This window comes from Nostoc piscinale CENA21 (assembly GCF_001298445.1).
Lineage (GTDB): Bacteria > Cyanobacteriota > Cyanobacteriia > Cyanobacteriales > Nostocaceae > Nostoc_B > Nostoc_B piscinale_A.
The window spans coordinates 2,893,127-2,910,091 of sequence record NZ_CP012036.1 but is presented as its reverse complement, the minus strand read 5'-3'; the positions used below and the strand labels follow the sequence as shown (position 1 = coordinate 2,910,091).

Here is a 16,965-nt window from a genome sequence, read left to right as displayed (position 1 = left end):
CCTAAAATGTTATTATATTTGCCCACATTATCTATGTTTACAAATTATTTTCAATCCATTTTCTAAAATTACGCATAGCTTGACTTCTGCCGCTAGTCAAACACTGCTGAACATACTCATTAACTAATTCAATAATCGGTATATTAAAAAAGTTAGGACTAGATTGAGATTGAATATATTTACCATCTTGGAGTACAAAAATTTCTAAACCTTGTTTTGTATATCGCCAAAGTTCAGGAACTCCTAAAATTTCATAGTTATTAAATCGAGTCCGGGATGTGATATCAACTTCAATTGCTAAATCTGGTGGTGGGTCTATATTTAAATCAATTCTATTTTTACCAATCACAGCAGCATGATTTTGAATGTAAAAGGATGTATCTGGTTCTACTGCTTGCCGCATTCGCTCATTTTTCAATGTTGAAGAGCCAAATGGTTCAAAATCAATTTGAAGTTTTTCTAATAAAATCTTGACTAAATCACCAATTAACTCTTTATCTTTTTCATGCTCAGGTAGAGGAACCATAATTTCTAACCAACCATTACTATAAGAGATACGCGCGGCACGTTTATCTCCCATTTCTTCTAAAATATTTTCTAGTTGCTGCCAACTAATATCTTTCAGCAACATTTGGTGTCCCGGTTTGACGATAATTTGTTGCAGTTTTAAAAGCATATCGCCTCTGACTTGGGTTTAGTTTTCATTATAAGGAATGACAGTGCGATCGCACTTCAAACACACTGTATTTCTTTGTTCGAGACTGAGTATTACTCAGTTTTTGAAAATTTCTTGTCATAGATACTGAAGAGGAATGGAATCAAGCCTTACTCCTGTACTCCTCATCAATATATAAGCTGCATTTATAAAAGTGTTAAGAAAGCCTTTCATCAGACTTCTTTACAAACCGTTACAAATTCTCTAAGATAAAACCATCATAAGTAATTATTCCTGCGTAAACAACGCAAAAGCAATCATAAAGACATGACAGCAACCTTACAACAGCGCAAAAGCGCCAACGTCTGGGAGCAGTTCTGCAACTGGATCACCAGCACCAACAACCGCCTATATATTGGTTGGTTCGGCGTACTAATGATCCCCACCTTGCTAGCTGCAACCACCTGCTTCGTAATCGCCTTCATCGCCGCACCTCCAGTAGACATCGATGGTATCCGTGAGCCTGTTGCAGGTTCCTTACTCTACGGAAACAACATCATCTCCGGTGCAGTTGTTCCTTCCTCCAACGCAATTGGATTACACTTCTACCCAATTTGGGAAGCAGCATCTCTTGATGAGTGGTTGTACAACGGTGGCCCATACCAATTGGTAATATTCCACTTCCTGATTGGCGTATTCTGCTACTTAGGACGTGAGTGGGAATTATCCTACCGCTTGGGAATGCGTCCTTGGATCTGCCTAGCATTCTCCGCTCCCGTAGCGGCTGCTACCGCAGTATTCTTGATTTACCCCATCGGACAAGGTTCCTTCTCTGATGGTATGCCTTTAGGTATCTCTGGTACCTTCAACTTCATGATCGTGTTCCAAGCAGAACACAACATCCTGATGCACCCCTTCCACATGCTTGGTGTGGCTGGTGTATTCGGTGGTAGCTTGTTCTCTGCAATGCACGGTTCCTTGGTAACTTCCTCCTTAGTTCGTGAAACAACCGAGAACGAATCCCAAAACTACGGTTACAAGTTCGGTCAAGAAGAAGAAACCTACAACATCGTTGCAGCACACGGTTACTTCGGTCGCTTAATCTTCCAATACGCGTCCTTCAACAACAGCCGTTCCTTGCACTTCTTCCTAGCTGCATGGCCTGTAATCGGAATCTGGTTCACAGCGTTGGGCGTAAGCACAATGGCGTTCAACCTCAACGGTTTCAACTTCAACCAATCAGTGATTGACTCTCAAGGTCGCGTCATCAACACTTGGGCTGACATCATCAACCGCGCTAACTTGGGTATGGAAGTCATGCACGAGCGCAATGCTCACAACTTCCCCTTAGATTTGGCTGCTGGTGAAGTTGCTCCTGTTGCAATCTCTGCTCCTGCTATCAATGGCTAATTTGCTCAGATAGAAGTAAGCAATAATTAATTAATCAAAGGCGCTCTCCTGATGGGGAGCGCCTTTTTAATATGATGCGATCGCACTTCAACTACATCATCATTAAAGGCGATCTCACTCCAACATACTCACCGCACTAGCCAATCTATCGTGTGTGCTTCGGTAATATCTGGAACTTCTAGACGCTGCTTTAATTTATGCAGCACCTTTTCGGGAAGTTTAGCATGATTAGGGCGATCGCAATTTCTCCCTAACAATTCATCCCAAGGTGCTTCTAAATAAACAATGCGAATGTTGGCTTGATAATTAGTAAATAAACGAGTTAACATCCCTCGTAATTGCCGACTAATGTTAGTTGCATTCCAAACAAAACATTGTCCATCGCGCATATATTCTTTGGCTATGGTTTTGGCTGCATTTATGACTGCACCTTGGTCGTCTTCTGGGCTGATATTCATTTGCTTTCGCAGTGCGTCTAACGAAATTACCCGCCAGTCACTCAGATTGGCTTTTATCCAAGTATCTTTCCCTGCACCCGGTAAACCAGACATCATCACTACCCCAAAGCGCGTATCATCATAAGCTGCATAGTCTGGGTTGCCATTTTCTTTTTGAAAATACACAAACCGACTGTAGACTGAGGGAAATGCACGCGGTTGGTCAAAACATTGGTTTTCTTGGCAAAATTCGCGGAAAAACTCAATGCGCTCTAACAATTGGGCTTGGTCGTTGCAGTAACGTCCGCGCACATCTGCTTCGGCGAGTAAACCCAGCATATCGCAACGAATGATTTGACTGGCTTTAATTACCGCCCGTTCGGGGTTTAGTTTATCCCAAAACCACAAAGGTAAACTGCCATATTTCACCAAAGCCACAACCGCTTCTCGTTCTGCAAATGGTACGTTTAAATCCCAGAGAATTTCCTGTGCCATTTTCGCCCCTTGCAGGACATGACCTTTAGAAGAAACCGCGCCATCTGTTGCTATTTGAGTGGCGGCTGGTTTGGCGACATCATGTAATAAAGCTGCGGCGAATAATACGGAACGTTCTTTAGGTGGTAATGTTCGCCATTGGGGTAAAGCTACTAATGCCTCACATACAAGTTTGGTGTGAATGAGAACATTCCCCTCAGCATGATAACGTGGGTCTTGGGGACAATCAGCAAGCGATCGCAACCAATCAAATTTTGCTTCTAACGCTGACCAGTTAATTGTCCAGTCGTCTTCATTAGGACAATTAGGAAACGTCCAATCTTGAATCATAATTAAATACCTGTAAAAATTAGTAGGCTTTAGATCCCCGACTTCTTGAAGAAGTCGGGGATCTTGTTAGCTAAACAAATCTGCATCAGGATGCAGTTGATTTGGAATTATTGGGCGGTTTAGCCAATGTCCATCGGACTGCTGAATGGTGGTTAAAAAGCTGGAACGCACATATTTATAACGGGCTGTCACCGTTGCTTGTGGCTCGACTTTAATGTATAAACCTTCCATCAAAGCACTTTGGTCAGTTTGTTTGAGGGAACGTTCGACATCTAAGCCTTGTTCTAGACAAATTTGTTGGAAACGCTGCAAATGTGCGGGGGTTTGATAATGGGACTTTTGCAGCAGTGCGATGAGTTGTTGATAAGATTTCAGTTCACCAGCAAACAACACAGGTACAGAAACCAAAGGTAAATCTGCAAGTAACTGCTGGCGGTTTTTGGTGCTGAGAAAAACTTGCTGTTCTAAATCCAGCACATCGTATTCTAGGAAGTAATGGGGTAAAGCATCATAAAAAACGGTGTGCTTGGCATAAAGCCATTCACCAAATAAAATGAACCGACTCCCCAACACTTGCCAAAATGCGGTGGCGTGAGTATGCGCCCACTGTTTAAATAAGTTAAAATGCTTTTCTCTCGCACCACCTGTTAAATAATGTCCACGGCTTTGCAATTTGAGTTGTCTGTCGTAGGTAAAGCTAATAGCGGCGTTTGCGCCATCAACTTTTTCTTCCACGACTACATACTGATTTTTAATTGCACTAAAGGGAACGCTGTCTAAATCTTCATCCCCAGGCTGCAACCGCGAACCCTCGATGTGATGGGTACGCGGATATTTATAAATTTTTTCCATGACTTTTTACCTTGGTGACTGCAATCAAATAACTGCGTGGCGAATTTTCTCGAATAAGTAGATGATTTCTACCATTCGCCAGTGAAATGAATTTGATTGAGACTGAAGGACTACATAAGCTTTTACCGTAGTTTTCCAAGGAATGTATTTTAATAATTACATACTTCACAAGCAGCCGCAGCGTTTTCGGAAATAAAGCGTGGTTGATAGTTTAGCCCTTCTCCGTGTCGCCGAGGGGTTGGAGTGAAGTCAAAAAACACTTGTTGAATTGACGGTGATTTAAGGTTGATTGTTGTTTGAACCAGAGTTAGAAGCGTTACTAAATAACCAAGCTAAAAGGTTAGCAACTGTGGCTGCACCAGCAGAGAACAAAGCAATAATGGCATCACGCGGTAAAACGCCATCTAACCAACTACCTTGGATTTTAGATACGGGAAAATCTTGGTCTAGTCCGATTTGAATTTTTGTAGTTCTGCCAGAAAAGCGGGCTTCTATGCCTTTGTTGGGGATAATTTGCAGATGGCGAATAAGTTGAATGTTTAGCGGTTTATTTGGGTTTTCGCCCATGAGGAATTGATTTTGTTTAATTTCTTGTTCTTGTCCTGCCATGCGGATTTTGCCTTCTACAATGGCGGAAATATATAAATCTTCTCGGCTATCATTGGCGTTTCTATCTACATATAAAAATTTGACATCTTTGGTATCTAGCTTTCCTCTAAACCATTGGGGAATGTTATCTTTAGGAGATTTGTTTAATGTGATATGAATACTAGTATTGTTTTGGATTTGTAACAGGAATTCTTTGTTATTGGGATTGACGATAAATTCTAGTGGTGCTTGCTCATCAAATTCATTTGGTAGTTTTATTCCTGGTAACTTATAACCTTCCAAGATAACTTTTAGGGGTTCTTCGCCTAAATATAACTCTAGTGTATTTGGATTGCTGTTGGGATTAGGTTGTAAATCAAAGGCTAATTGCTGACGCTGAAAATCATAATTCAGCTCATTGATTTTTGTCCCTGGTTCTAGGCGCAGTTTAGTCAGTTCAATTGTGCTGGTTGCTTTGGGATTTACTGGTGTGATTATCCATCGACTGTCGCTGTCTTTAAGTTGGATTTTTACAGAATCTAAGTTATTAATTGCTGGTAAATTTTGACTTTGAAAGCTGCCTGTAAAAGTTAGAGTTTGGATACCTTCATTTTCTAATTCTTTAATGTTACGAATATTTTGAATAAAAACTTTTGGTTGTTGTCCATTATAGGTAAAGTTTATTTCTTGAGCAATGAGATTACCTTCAAATATGTGATTTCCTGGGAGAATTGCGGCTGAAGTGATGATACTGCAAACTAAAAAAACTAAAAGGACAATAAAAAATCTTTTGTGCTTATCTAGATATTTTTTTATAAATTGAAAATATTGGTTAATTTTAGTAACACATAGCTGAATAAATCGTACTAATTTCGACAGGTTTAAATTCTGAATTTTACTAATGATGGAAAGGAGCAATTTTAAAGGTTTGCGTTTGGCTTTCTGCCTATGTGCCATGATTTATTTTAACCAATTGGGGTTATGTTCAAAATCTATTTGTCTTTCGAGGCGTTCGCTTGGTTGATTTCTTTGTTCAATAAAAGCCTTATAGTCTACTTGATAGCGTCCGGCTGGGGCGTTGCGTCCATCCCAGGTAAAGATAGTTTCTCCATTTTTGGGGTTTAATTTGGGAGCAGTATAGATTGGTTTCTGATTTGAGGAAAGAATTTTAAAGCTGGTGAATTTGACCCGGCTTTCAGAATAAAAGGTAAATTCATACTTACCAGAAGATTGCCCTAGAATCACAGGAACATAAACGTTTTGCGAACCAAGTAGATAGGATGCCAAAGCGCGGAGGCTGTTTGCAGGGATTTTTGCTTGTGTGAGGACGTAAGTATTCCAGCTAAAGCGGAAACGTGAATTATTGTTAGACAATAACAAATCATCTAATTGGTAGCGATAATCATCACCGAAAGATTGAACTATTACCTGGGGATTTGTACCGCCACGAATTTGAGGAACTTGTAATGTCAGGGTTTTGCCGTAACTGGCAATGTTGCGAGTGACAATGGAAATTAAAGTTAAGCTATTACCACTTATTAATTCTTCTTTGATACCTTCGCAACGGTTGGGTGATTTGCGACGAATATAGTCGGTAGAACGAGGATTCCCTTCTGGACAATAAGCAACAGCCGGAAGATGGCTAATAGTAAAGATTAATAGGCTGGTAAAAATAATTTTATAATTCATTGCTTGTTTAAAGTAATGTTCCAGGTGGACAGTTGCTTTTTTACCTCAGATATGGGAAAAGCAAAATTTCGCGTTTCATTTTTTTTTTCTAATGGAATAAGCTATACCTAAAACTCGATTTTGTGAGTCAAGTACAGGACTACCAGAGTAACCGGGTTGGAGTATGGCTTCAGATATTTCTAATTGCTGATTGTTATAGTTACTGATTTTTCCTAATTCTGTAGACCAAGATTTATCTTCATCTCGTTTAGCAGCATGACCAATAATTTTAATGGGAACTCTATGATTGATGGCAGTTGCAGAGATAGGTAAAGGTTGGATATCTTCTGGCAGCTTATCGGTAATTTCCAAAATAGCTAAATCTAGTTTTTCACCTATGGAAGTTGCTTTGAATAATTTGGCGTTGCGCCGCATTCGCACGCGGTTTTCTGGTGGTGAACTGAAAAATTCTACTTGAATATTTTTGCCTTGTTCATTGCGATCAAAAATAACATGGCTATTGGTGAGAATTAATGTGCGCTTGCCTTCTCGTTGAATGACTATGCCTGTACCAATCTCTCTTCCCTGGCGATCCCTGTTAAAAAACTCGGCAGTGATGAGAACCACAGAACGTTTAATAGATACAGTTGGGTCATTCTTAGGCAACCATTGGCGATCATCTTCTACACTGGCTAGTTTATTCTGTTGTTCTGTCCATAATCGCCGTGCTTCTCTATTGTTGTTGCTGGCATAGATATAATCAGGGTCAATTGCTTCGGCTTTGTCGAAATGTTCTATGGCTTCTTTGAGTTTCCCTTGCTCTTGGAATGTTAAACCTAAATTATTATTAGCACGAGTATGGGCAGTGCTAGGAGTTGCAGTAGTGTCTTCTGGTAATGTTAGAGCTTTTTGGTAGGCGGCGACGGCGGCATCTAATTTTTTTTTGGTCACTCAGGGCATTGCCGAGATTGTTGTAAGCATTAGCATCGTTAGGGTTGAGTTGAATCGCTTTTTGGTAGGCGGCAACTGCTTCCTCTAATTTCTTCTGCTCTCTCAGGGCAATGCCAAGATTGATGTAAGCAGTGGCATCGTTAGAGTTGAGTTGAATCGCTTTTTGGTAGGCGGCAACTGCTTCCTCTAATTTCTTTTGCTCACTCAGGGCAATGCCGAGATTGTAGTAAGCATTGGCATTGTTAGGGTTGAGTTGAATCGCTTTTTGGTAGGCGGCAACTGCTTCCTCTAATTTATTTTGGTCACTCAGGGCAACGCCGAGATTGTAGTAAGCATTGGCATAGTTAGGGTTGAGTTGAATCGCTTTTTGGTAGGCGGCGACGGCTGCATCTAATTTCTGCTGGTTATACAGTGCATTGCCGAGACCGAAGTAAGCATTGGCATTGTTAGAGTTGAGTTGAATGGATTTTTCGTAAGCAGTGATCGCTTCCTCTAATTTCTTTTGCTCTCTCAAGCATTGCCGAGATTGTAGTAAGCATCAGCATCGTTAGGGTTGAGTTGAATGGCTTTTTCGTAGGCGGCGACGGCGGCTTCTAATTTGTTTTGTCCTTGCAGGGTAAGGGTAGTACCTAAACGTAGGTAAGCATTGGCAAAGTTAGGGTTGAGTTGAATGGCTTTTTCGTAGGCGGCGATGGCGGCATCTAATTTGTTTTGGTTTCTCAGGGCAACGCGAGATTGTAGTAAGCATTGGCATATTTAGGATTGAGTTGAATCGCTTTTTTGTAGGCGGCGACGGCGGCATCTAATTTCTTTTGTCTGTTAAAGACATAACCAAGAAGATTGTGTGTTTTTTCCTCTCTTACGTTGAGTTGAACAGATTTTTGACAAGCTGCTATTGCTGCATCTAGTTTATTCTGATCATCTAGGACATCACATAGCTTGTAGTAAGCGGCGGCGTTACTTGGTTCAATTTGAATAATCTGGCGATATGCTGCCTCTGATTCTGCGTATTTACCTGCTTGTTGGGCGGCGTTGCCTTGTTCAAATAACTGTTCAATACTGATTTGAGCAACTACAAACTGGGGTGTGCTGGTTAAAGATAAGATTAAAAATAAATTAGTAATTAGGCGATCGCGCATAAGAAAGCCCATGCTTTCTTATATTTTACTAGTACTTACGTTAAATTCGCCATGCAGCAGGTAAGCATTTGATACTGGTAAATCAGTCTTACAGAGAAAAAAGATGTGCGATCGCACTGATCCCCCTAAATCCCCCTTAAAAAGGGGGACTTTAAGAATTTTTACCCCCTTTTTAAGGGGGTCGCCGTAGGCGGGGGGATCGGAATTTTGAATTGACCAAAGTTGATCGCAATTATAGATTTTGTGTACGCATTTGTTATTTTTGCGTACACATTTGTTATTTCGGTGTATGCAATTGTTATTGTTGCGATCGCATTTGTTATTTTTGTGTATGCAATTATAGATTTTGTGTACGCATTTGTTATTTCAGAGTACGCATTTGTTATTTTTGTGTATGCAATTATAGATTTTGCGATCGCATTTGTTATTTCAGCATACGCAATTGTTATTTTTGCGATGACGTTTGCTGTTTATACTTATGCCAAAATTATAAATCGGCATCAAAAATGGGTAAAAACACAGGTTTTATAAACATTTCATAAAACTTTTAAATAAATAAATCCACAAACCTACTCATCTCAGGTAAAAGGTTACTCAATTATTTTGAAAAAAGATTATTCTAAAAGGATGCCTCATGGCTTTAAAAACTCGTCGTTCTGCTGCTGTTGAAAAAGCCCAACTTCGTCTTGCTTTGCTGAAATCTATTGGTGAAAATTTAGATTTAGGACATGGATTAACAATAGAAGCTTACAACAATCTCATCAATAATACCCGTGCCATCCTAGAATCTCATAATACGCTGGTGTCCAATCTTGAAGAATCGCGCAAAACATTAACTCAAATGGACAAAGCCCTCTCGGAAATGTCTGAAAGAATGCTAAGTGGTGTTGCAACTGTCTACGGCAGAAATAGTATGGAGTATTCTAAAGCTGGTGGTTCTAACCGAAAACGCAGTAGACAATCTACTCCTAAAGTTACTCCAGTTGCGGCGGTTATTGCCAATCAACCTACTCAAGCTGTGATGGAAAATGCGTCAACTAACGGTAATGGTGCAACTTCTTTACGATGAATAAGAGGGGCGAGGGAAGGGAAGGGAGACAAGGGGGACAAGGGGGACATATACCCCTCTTCTGTCACTTTCCGGAATAAGCAACCAGAGAAAATCTTAAATAGATATGTAAACCCTAGATTCCGCAGGTAAGTGAGGAGATTAATGGTATTTTTTATTCATGACAATTTACTCAACCATCTTTCTATTCATCTTCATCGCTGGAGTTCTTTTCCTTCTACTCCTGTTGAAGATTTCTACTGTTTTAACTCTTCCTAAGTGTAAACAACCTACACCTGTCAGGATCGGGGGCTTGGGGGAGAATCCCCTAAATCTTGCTCATTGTCTGATAGGTAGAGCAGAAATCGAGAGATAAAAAATCTGTTTTATCCGCGACAAGCCACTAATTAATATTTACTTTGAGCATTGCCAAAAACTATATAATCTATCAACTCCCCGCCCAAGCTAAACACAACTGACGGAAGTCATCACCACGCACTTCAAAGTTGGGGTACTGGTCGAAACTTGCACAAGCGGGAGAAAGCAATACTACAGGTGCTTGGTGCTGTTTGGCTAATTCTGCTGACCTGGGAACAGCTTTCTCCATTGTGCCTACGATTTCGTAATTGGTGTAACCCACTTCTTGTAAACGTTGAGCAAAGGCTGATGCAGCAGTACCAATTAATAACACGACTACGGCTTTGGCTTGGATTTTGGCTAACCAACCTGTATCATCGCCGGGTTTGGCTTCACCACCTGCAATCAAAATTGTCGGACTCTTCACTGAAGCTAACCCGACTTCGGCTGCGTCGTAGTTGGTGGCTTTGCTGTCGTTGATAAAGTCAATTCCTTCCCAAGTGCAGATATGTTCTAAGCGGTGGGGAACGCCAGGGAATTGTTCAATGGCTTTGGTAATTGCATCGGGTTGAATATCTGCTAATCTGGCTGTGGCTACGGACATGAGGAGATTTTGTAGGTTGTGTTCTCCTACCATACGTAATGCAGAGGCTGGGATAATTCTGGTTGGTGTGGAGGTGGCGTTGAGTTTTTCCACAACCCAGCCATCTTCGATATAAAAACCTTTGTCGCCAATTAAAAAATCTTGGCCTTTGACACTTGTCCAATAAGCATCAGGCCAGTGGCTAAGACCGACTTTATTTAAATAAGCATCATCGCCGTTAAATACTTGCAATTGTGAGTGCTGTAACAGCTTGGCTTTGATGTCGTAGTAATTTTCTAAAGTTTTGTGACGGGCGAGGTGGTCGGGTGTAAATGTTGTCCAAACACCGATGCGGGGTGCTAAAGATGAGGATGATTCGATTTGATAGCTGCTAATTTCGCCGATGACCCAATCGGGAAGTTGAGGGGATAGGGCAACTTCACAAGCTGCATAACCGATGTTACCGCAGGCAGGTGCATCAAAACCGGCGGCTTGGAAAATGGCGGAGATTAAAGCTGTGGTGGTGGTTTTGCCATTTGTACCCGTGATGGCTACCCAAGGCTGGGATTTTAAATATCGCCAAGCCAATTCCATTTCGCCAATTGTTTCAATCCCTAGTTCTCGTGCTTTGACTAACACGGGAATATCCCAAGGTACACCGGGACTAACAACAATTAATTGGGGTAAATCAGTATCGGTTAAATCTAGGGAATATCCTAGTTTAACTGTGATTTGTTCGGCAGCAAGTTCTTGTTGTTGTTGCAGGAAGGTATCAGAGGTGTTGCGATCGCCTAGATCCACCTCCCAGCCTTCCCGTTTCAACAATCTCGCCGCAGCAACACCGGACTTACCTAATCCAATTACATGAGCTTTGGACATAGACTGTAGCAGAGACCCCTGGTTAAGCACTCATTATACTAACGCTTATTGGCAACATTTACACCACTTTTTGTTGATCTACGCTACAGATTTTTCACAATAGATCCAAAGTCAGCTAACACTCGCGCGTGATTTCGCAGTAATCCCAGCAAATTTAAGCGATTGCGCTTAATATCGGGATTTGTATCCATCACTAACACACTATCCGCACCATCAAAGAAATTGCTGACGGTAGGTGCGATTTTTTCTAACGCTGCAATTAACAACTGATAGTTCCGTGATTTTTGGGCGGTTTGGGTTTGGGGTACTAATTCCACAATGGCATCATAAAATGCTTTTTCGGATGACTTTTGGAATAGTTCGGGATTGATTAAACCTGCGGGTTCTAGCTGTTTGGTATCTAAATCACCTTGGGCGGCGAGGCGAGTAGAACGGTTGACCGTTTCGTAGATTTTATCGAGAGTACCATCGTTGCGGATTTGTTGCAGATATAAGGCGCGATCGCGGACATCTAATAAATCTTGCAATGCTCTTTCTGTATATTCTGGGTCATTTTCGCCCAATACAGCATTTACCAAATCGTAATCAATTTGTTTTTCTTCTTGCAATAATGTCCGAATTCTTTGCAGGAAAAATTCTTGCAAGGTTGTGACTAATTGTCCTGATTCTTTGTTATATTCCTGTGCAAAATTAGCGGCTGTTTGCTGCAATAAATTATCTAAATTAATTCCTAAATTCGCAGCCCAAGTAATATTTACAATGGCATTTGCAGCGCGACGTAAAGCAAAGGGGTCAGAAGAGCCAGAAGGAATCATCCCTAAGCCAAAAATGCTGACTAAGGTATCTAATCTATCAGCTATTCCGACGACTTGACCTGTTAATGTTTCTGGTAAAATATCATCGGCTCCCCGTGGTAAATAATGTTCAAAAATTGCCGTTGCGACTGCGGCATTTTCGCCACTGGATAAAGCATATTTTTGTCCCATAATGCCTTGCAATTCTGGGAATTCATAAACCATTTGGCTGACTAAATCAGCTTTACATAATAATGCAGCACGTTGAATATTTTGGCGGTCGGTTGCGGCTAAATTTAGTTGTGCAGTAATTTGCTCGGCAATATTGACAATGCGATTTACCTTAGCACGTAGCGAACCTAAATCTTCTTGGAAAGTTACCGTTTCTAATTGTGGTAAAAAGCTTTCTAAAGGTTTAGCAATATCAGCGTTATAGAAAAACTGTCCATCAGCTAATCGGGCGCGGATGACTCTTTCATTACCTTTGGCGATGATATCTGATTTTGTTGGATCGCCATTAGAAACAGTGATGAAATTGGGTAATAATTCTTTGTGATTGTCTCCTTTGAAAACCGGAAAATATCTTTGGTGACTAACCATGACAGTTGTAATAACTTCTGTGGGTAAATTCAAAAATTCCGAGTCGAATTTACCAACAACAGGAGAAGGCCATTCAACCAAATTAGTTACTTCTGTTAATAAGTCAGGATAGATTTCTGTGTAACCATTGACCGAATTAACGGCGGCGTGGACTTCTTTTTCAATTGTCGTTGCACGTTCTTTGTCATCAACGACTACATAACCAGAACGCAGAGTTTCAACGTAATCAGTTGCTTGGTTAATAGTGATAGTTTCGGGATGTAAAACACGATGACCATGAGAAATGCGATCGCTGATAATTCTATCCGAACCATTCACCAATTCTATCGGCAAAATTGCATCATCCAACAACGCCACCAGCCAACGCACCGGACGCGAAAATCTCACATCGCCATCGCCCCAGCGCATCAACCGCTTACCTTCTAAATTGAAAATCCATTGCGGAACCAGTTCGGTCAAAATTTCCGCTACCGGACGACCAGGAGTTTTTTTGTTAACAAACACAAAATCGCCTTTATCAGTCGGGCGAATTTGTAGCGCGTCGAGTTCCACACCTTGCTTTTTCGCAAAGCCTATAGCTGCTGGTGTAGGTTGACCATCTTTAAAAGCTGCTTGGGCGGGAGGGCCTTTGATTTCTTCTTCCCGGTCTGGTTGTTGCTGTGGTAGACCCTTGATAAGCACCGCCAAGCGTCGGGGAGTACCGTAAACTTCCACAGCGTCACTGTTGAGACTATTGGCTGTCAAAGTTTGGGGAATGCGCGATCGCCATTGTACGATAGCATCACTGAGAAAATTCGCAGGTAGTTCTTCTGTACCAACTTCCAATAAAAAATCCGGCATAGGACAAGGTTCACATCAGTCAATTCCACCAGTTTACCTCGCCATCATACTGAAGAGGTGTACAGGCTAAAATCAGAAAGTCTCAGACCAAATACAGTCATGACCAGCAAAATTACATTAGATATTGATGAAGCTTTGCTCCAAAAAGCAGAACGTTGGGCGCAGCAACAAAAACTATCCCTTGCTGATGTGATTACTAATTTTCTACGTCAGTTACCAGACAATGATGTGACACCGCAACAAGAACATCCTTTAGCCAAATTTGCTGGGATTTTGAGCGATACAGAAGCTAGAGAATTACAACAGGTAATTGCAGCTGAGTTTGAGCAGATAGACACAAATGAATGGTAATGTAGCCTTAGATACTTCCGTTGTTGTGCGCTTTTTAAATGGTGATCAAGCAGTTGTAGCTCAAGTACTGGCATTGACAACTGTGATTTTACCAACTGTTGTTGTAGGTGAATTATTATTTGGAGCAGAAAACTCCAGTCGTTCTTTGCAAAATCTGCCCCGTTATTTAGAGTTTATTGAAACCTGTGAAGTAGTAAAATTAGGTCGAGAAACTGCTTTAGTATATGCTCAAACTCGGTTGGCATTGAAGCAGAAAGGAAGACCAATTCCTATGAATGATATTTGGATTGCAGCACAATGTTTAGAACATACTTGGCGGTTAGTAACAGATGATTCTGACTTTAGCTATGTGGACGGACTGATATTGGAAAACTGGTAATATCTACCTTAAAAATATTTACGACAGTTTACTTAGTTTCATCTCTCAAATTCTCACTCTCTGCGCCTCTGCGTCTCTGCGTGAAACAAATTCATACTACCAATTACGCTCAACCATCATCACCTCAGTATATTCAAACTCATTCGGACTTTGCTTCACTAGCGGATATCTTTCCTCACCCAACTCAATATAATCTTGCTCACAATCAGGCTTGGAAGAATAATAAGTCAGTACATATTCCCTACCAATTCTATTGACCATTTCTTGCTCTACTTCTCCACGCCATTGAGTTTTCGTCACTAAAATAATTAACTGATTTGCTAACTCAGGTAATGTTTGAGCAATGCGGCGACGATAACTTTCGTCTAAACTCCCAAAAGGAGAATCCATCACAATGGGAAAAGTGCTGCTATTCGGTACAGTTAACACTTTGCGCTTTTCACTCCATTCGCGGACTTTATCAATAATACTGGCAATAAAAGACAAACTGAGAATTTGGTTTTCTCCAGTAGATGCAGCAACAAGTGATTCGACTCCGGTTGTATTTTCTACTAAAGTGAGTTCATATTTCTCGCTAATTTTTGGGAGATACGGCGCAAAAGATATTGAGGTGAATATTTCCTGCAATCGCTTTTCTAATTGCCAACGAAATTGTTTTTCTTGACGATTTCTGACTTCGGTTAATCTTTCAATCGCGTCTTGAGTGGCGTTGATGCGTCTTTGGGCGAGTAATTGCTTTTCTTCATTGAGTTTTTGCTTGGCTATTTGTTTGGTTAAAGCATCAATCTCTGTTTTTAAATGAGAAATTCGCTGTTGATTTGCACCTTGTTCTCGGTTTAATTCATCAATTTTACTTTCAATTTCATCTAAGCGTTTTTGTAAACTACTAATTTCTTCATTCGCATCTTTACGCAACCGTTCTTGAATCGTGTCTAATTCCAGTTCAATTTGTGAGATATTCTGGCGTAACTGATTAATTCTCGTTTGTTCTCTATCGACTTCCTCCCAAAATGCTATGGCTTGCTTGTCAATTTCATCAACTTGGGCGCTCATCCGAATTGCTGTTTCTTCTACAACCGACGAACCAGCCTTTTCTAACCAATGGTTTACATGAGTATGGTGATGACTACCTGCATTTAATTCTGTTCCACAAATACAGCGATTACTTTTGAGTAATTCATTGATAAATTCTCTTGAAATTCCTGATGTTAATTCGCCGCGTGCTTTCAAATCATGCAGAATTGTCCGAAATTGCTGTGTCGTGTCTGACAGCAGAATTGTATAACCGCGTGCCGAAATGATTTTTTTGAGTGCGTCTCTGGTTTGCCGCAATGATTCTTGATGAGCAGCTTTTTGGTTTTCTAATTCTTGTCGTCTGTCTTGCAGTTCTTTAGCGGCGCTAAGTTCGAGTAAACGATTTCCCGTTTCTTTTTTAAAGTTTTGTTGATATTCTAACTCTTGCTTAATTTCTGTTTGTCTAGTGTTTATCTGGGCAATTTCTTGTTCTAGCTTGTCTTGTTCTTTAAGCAGTTGTTTAATTTCTGAGTCACCGATAGTTTTTAATTCATTTTCTAAACTTTTTTTTGGCTTCACTAAGATGTTTAATAGAACGGTTAATTACCTCTACACCCAAGAAAATTTTGATAGCTTCAGCTATTTCTGCTTTTTTATCAGAACGGACTATTTCTTCAATGCGTTCCCCATCGAAGAAAAAAATATTGATGTAAACTGGCGGGTAAAATCTGCCCAATGATTTCTTCTGGTTTCTGAAGCGGGAAATACCATCTACCATCATCCCCAGCGACTTGCATTAATAATTCTGTTTTGAGAGATTCCAAGTCAGTTTTATCTTTATATATGCGACACTGGCGTTTAGCGTTGTAGCGTTTACCTTCATGCTCCCAGTTAATTTCTACCCAACATTCTATCGATTGCCCAGTTTTAGCTTCTGCGATCGCTCTCTTATTCACCAACTGTTCTGTCGAGGCAAAGGCAGCACTAAACTTCTCATATAGTACCCAGGTAAAGGCATTCAGTAAACTGGTTTTTCCCGCTCCATTATTACCATGAATAATTGTGGTGTTGAGAATATCACCCCCAGCCAAAACTATCTCTGGTGTTTTGCCATAAAAAGAGCGAAAGTTACACAGTTTAATGGAAGTGAGCTTCATTGTACGGCTTCCTTGACAATTGCCAAAATATCATCGTTGATGGGGCTATTACTTTTCTTATCTAGTCTGCTTTTTTCAAGATTCCAGACTCGCTCAATAATTTGCCGCACTTCCGGCGAGGCGCTAGTAATTGGCTCTTGCACATCATCGATATTCTGCTCTGGCAACATCTCGGTTTTGTATGAGTTATGCTTTATTTTACCCGGAGATGATTGATAATTTTACATCCTCAATCTGACTCTTACTCACATCTTTAATTTAGGGTAATTATGGAGAGAAAAATTTTAAAATTTTTTGACAAAATTGGAATTAATTTTGGTGAATTTATTGATATACTGATTTTATGTTAAATATTGATCATAATGGAGTGTTTGTTGCTTTAAAAAATTTCGCTACTATCCCATTATTATTAATATTAATTATTCCATGAGTCACCGG

Annotated in this window: 16 protein-coding genes and 1 pseudogene; 4 read left to right on the top strand and 13 right to left on the bottom strand. The window is 40.5% G+C overall.

Annotation, left to right across the window (positions count from 1 at the left end; all coding sequences use genetic code 11):
- Nucleotides 1-37: 37 nt before the first annotated feature.
- Nucleotides 38-676 carry a Uma2 family endonuclease gene (locus ACX27_RS12590; protein WP_062292769.1) on the bottom strand — a complete coding sequence of 213 codons (639 nt, stop codon included), beginning with the start codon at nucleotides 674-676 and terminating at the stop codon, nucleotides 38-40.
- A 306-nt stretch (nucleotides 677-982) separates the two neighbouring features.
- Here ACX27_RS12590 and psbA point away from each other — a divergent pair, with 306 nt between their 5' ends.
- Nucleotides 983-2,065, top strand: a complete 1,083-nt coding sequence (gene psbA, locus ACX27_RS12585) for a photosystem II q(b) protein (protein ID WP_062292766.1) — start codon at nucleotides 983-985, stop codon at nucleotides 2,063-2,065.
- 128 nt (nucleotides 2,066-2,193) lie between these two features.
- Here the strand turns inward: psbA and ACX27_RS12580 are convergent, their stop codons facing one another.
- The 8 genes from ACX27_RS12580 to ACX27_RS12550 form a co-directional block, all read right to left on the bottom strand.
- Nucleotides 2,194-3,327: an AAA family ATPase gene (locus tag ACX27_RS12580; protein WP_062292763.1), complete on the bottom strand. Its 1,134-nt coding sequence runs from the start codon at nucleotides 3,325-3,327 to the stop codon at nucleotides 2,194-2,196.
- A 66-nt stretch (nucleotides 3,328-3,393) separates the two neighbouring features.
- Nucleotides 3,394-4,179: an RNA ligase family protein gene (locus ACX27_RS12575; protein ID WP_062292760.1), complete on the bottom strand. Its 786-nt coding sequence runs from the start codon at nucleotides 4,177-4,179 to the stop codon at nucleotides 3,394-3,396.
- Nucleotides 4,180-4,458: 279 nt separating this feature from the next.
- Entirely contained in the window at nucleotides 4,459-5,724 is a 1,266-nt protein-coding gene (locus ACX27_RS12570) for a hypothetical protein (protein ID WP_062292757.1), read from the bottom strand.
- 3 nt (nucleotides 5,725-5,727) lie between these two features.
- Entirely contained in the window at nucleotides 5,728-6,456 is a 729-nt protein-coding gene (locus tag ACX27_RS12565; RefSeq protein ID WP_062292754.1) for a hypothetical protein, read from the bottom strand.
- 75 nt (nucleotides 6,457-6,531) lie between these two features.
- A complete protein-coding gene (locus tag ACX27_RS12560) occupies nucleotides 6,532-7,386 on the bottom strand; it encodes a trypsin-like peptidase domain-containing protein (protein ID WP_062292751.1) in 855 nt (284 codons plus the stop codon).
- Nucleotides 7,304-7,900 (bottom strand): tetratricopeptide repeat protein, encoded by a 597-nt coding sequence (locus ACX27_RS12555; RefSeq protein ID WP_062292748.1) that lies wholly within the window; start codon nucleotides 7,898-7,900, stop codon nucleotides 7,304-7,306. The genes ACX27_RS12560 and ACX27_RS12555 overlap by 83 nt, the downstream gene beginning before the upstream one ends.
- A complete protein-coding gene (locus ACX27_RS35710; RefSeq protein WP_418006836.1) occupies nucleotides 7,897-8,109 on the bottom strand; it encodes a tetratricopeptide repeat protein in 213 nt (70 codons plus the stop codon). The genes ACX27_RS12555 and ACX27_RS35710 overlap by 4 nt, the downstream gene beginning before the upstream one ends.
- Nucleotides 8,106-8,537, bottom strand: coding sequence for a tetratricopeptide repeat protein (locus ACX27_RS12550; protein ID WP_062292745.1), 432 nt, complete (start codon nucleotides 8,535-8,537; stop codon nucleotides 8,106-8,108). The genes ACX27_RS35710 and ACX27_RS12550 overlap by 4 nt, the downstream gene beginning before the upstream one ends.
- A gap of 622 nt (nucleotides 8,538-9,159) precedes the next feature.
- Between ACX27_RS12550 and ACX27_RS12540 the strand changes: the two genes are divergently transcribed.
- Nucleotides 9,160-9,594, top strand: a complete 435-nt coding sequence (locus ACX27_RS12540; protein ID WP_062292738.1) for a hypothetical protein — start codon at nucleotides 9,160-9,162, stop codon at nucleotides 9,592-9,594.
- Between the two features lie 427 nt (nucleotides 9,595-10,021).
- On the opposite strand, the gene murD is transcribed toward ACX27_RS12540, so the two are convergent.
- Together murD and glyS are read right to left on the bottom strand one after the other, a co-directional pair.
- Nucleotides 10,022-11,392: a UDP-N-acetylmuramoyl-L-alanine--D-glutamate ligase gene (murD, locus tag ACX27_RS12535; protein WP_062292735.1), complete on the bottom strand. Its 1,371-nt coding sequence runs from the start codon at nucleotides 11,390-11,392 to the stop codon at nucleotides 10,022-10,024.
- Nucleotides 11,393-11,475: 83 nt separating this feature from the next.
- Nucleotides 11,476-13,626 (bottom strand): glycine--tRNA ligase subunit beta, encoded by a 2,151-nt coding sequence (gene glyS, locus ACX27_RS12530; protein WP_062292732.1) that lies wholly within the window; start codon nucleotides 13,624-13,626, stop codon nucleotides 11,476-11,478.
- Nucleotides 13,627-13,725: 99 nt separating this feature from the next.
- Between glyS and ACX27_RS12525 the strand changes: the two genes are divergently transcribed.
- Complete coding sequence (locus ACX27_RS12525; RefSeq protein ID WP_062292729.1) at nucleotides 13,726-13,977, top strand: DUF6364 family protein; 252 nt, start codon at nucleotides 13,726-13,728, stop codon at nucleotides 13,975-13,977.
- On the top strand, nucleotides 13,967-14,356 hold the full coding sequence (locus ACX27_RS12520) for a type II toxin-antitoxin system VapC family toxin (RefSeq protein ID WP_062292726.1): 390 nt from the start codon (nucleotides 13,967-13,969) through the stop codon (nucleotides 14,354-14,356). Before ACX27_RS12525 ends, ACX27_RS12520 begins: the two co-directional genes overlap by 11 nt.
- Nucleotides 14,357-14,452: 96 nt before the next feature.
- On the opposite strand, the pseudogene ACX27_RS12515 reads toward ACX27_RS12520, so the two are convergent.
- Both ACX27_RS12515 and ACX27_RS32855 read right to left on the bottom strand, forming a co-directional pair.
- Nucleotides 14,453-16,527, bottom strand: a pseudogene (locus ACX27_RS12515) (AAA family ATPase).
- Nucleotides 16,524-16,697, bottom strand: coding sequence for a hypothetical protein (locus ACX27_RS32855; protein WP_190589295.1), 174 nt, complete (start codon nucleotides 16,695-16,697; stop codon nucleotides 16,524-16,526). The pseudogene ACX27_RS12515 and the gene ACX27_RS32855 overlap by 4 nt, the downstream one beginning before the upstream one ends.
- Nucleotides 16,698-16,965 lie beyond the last annotated feature (268 nt).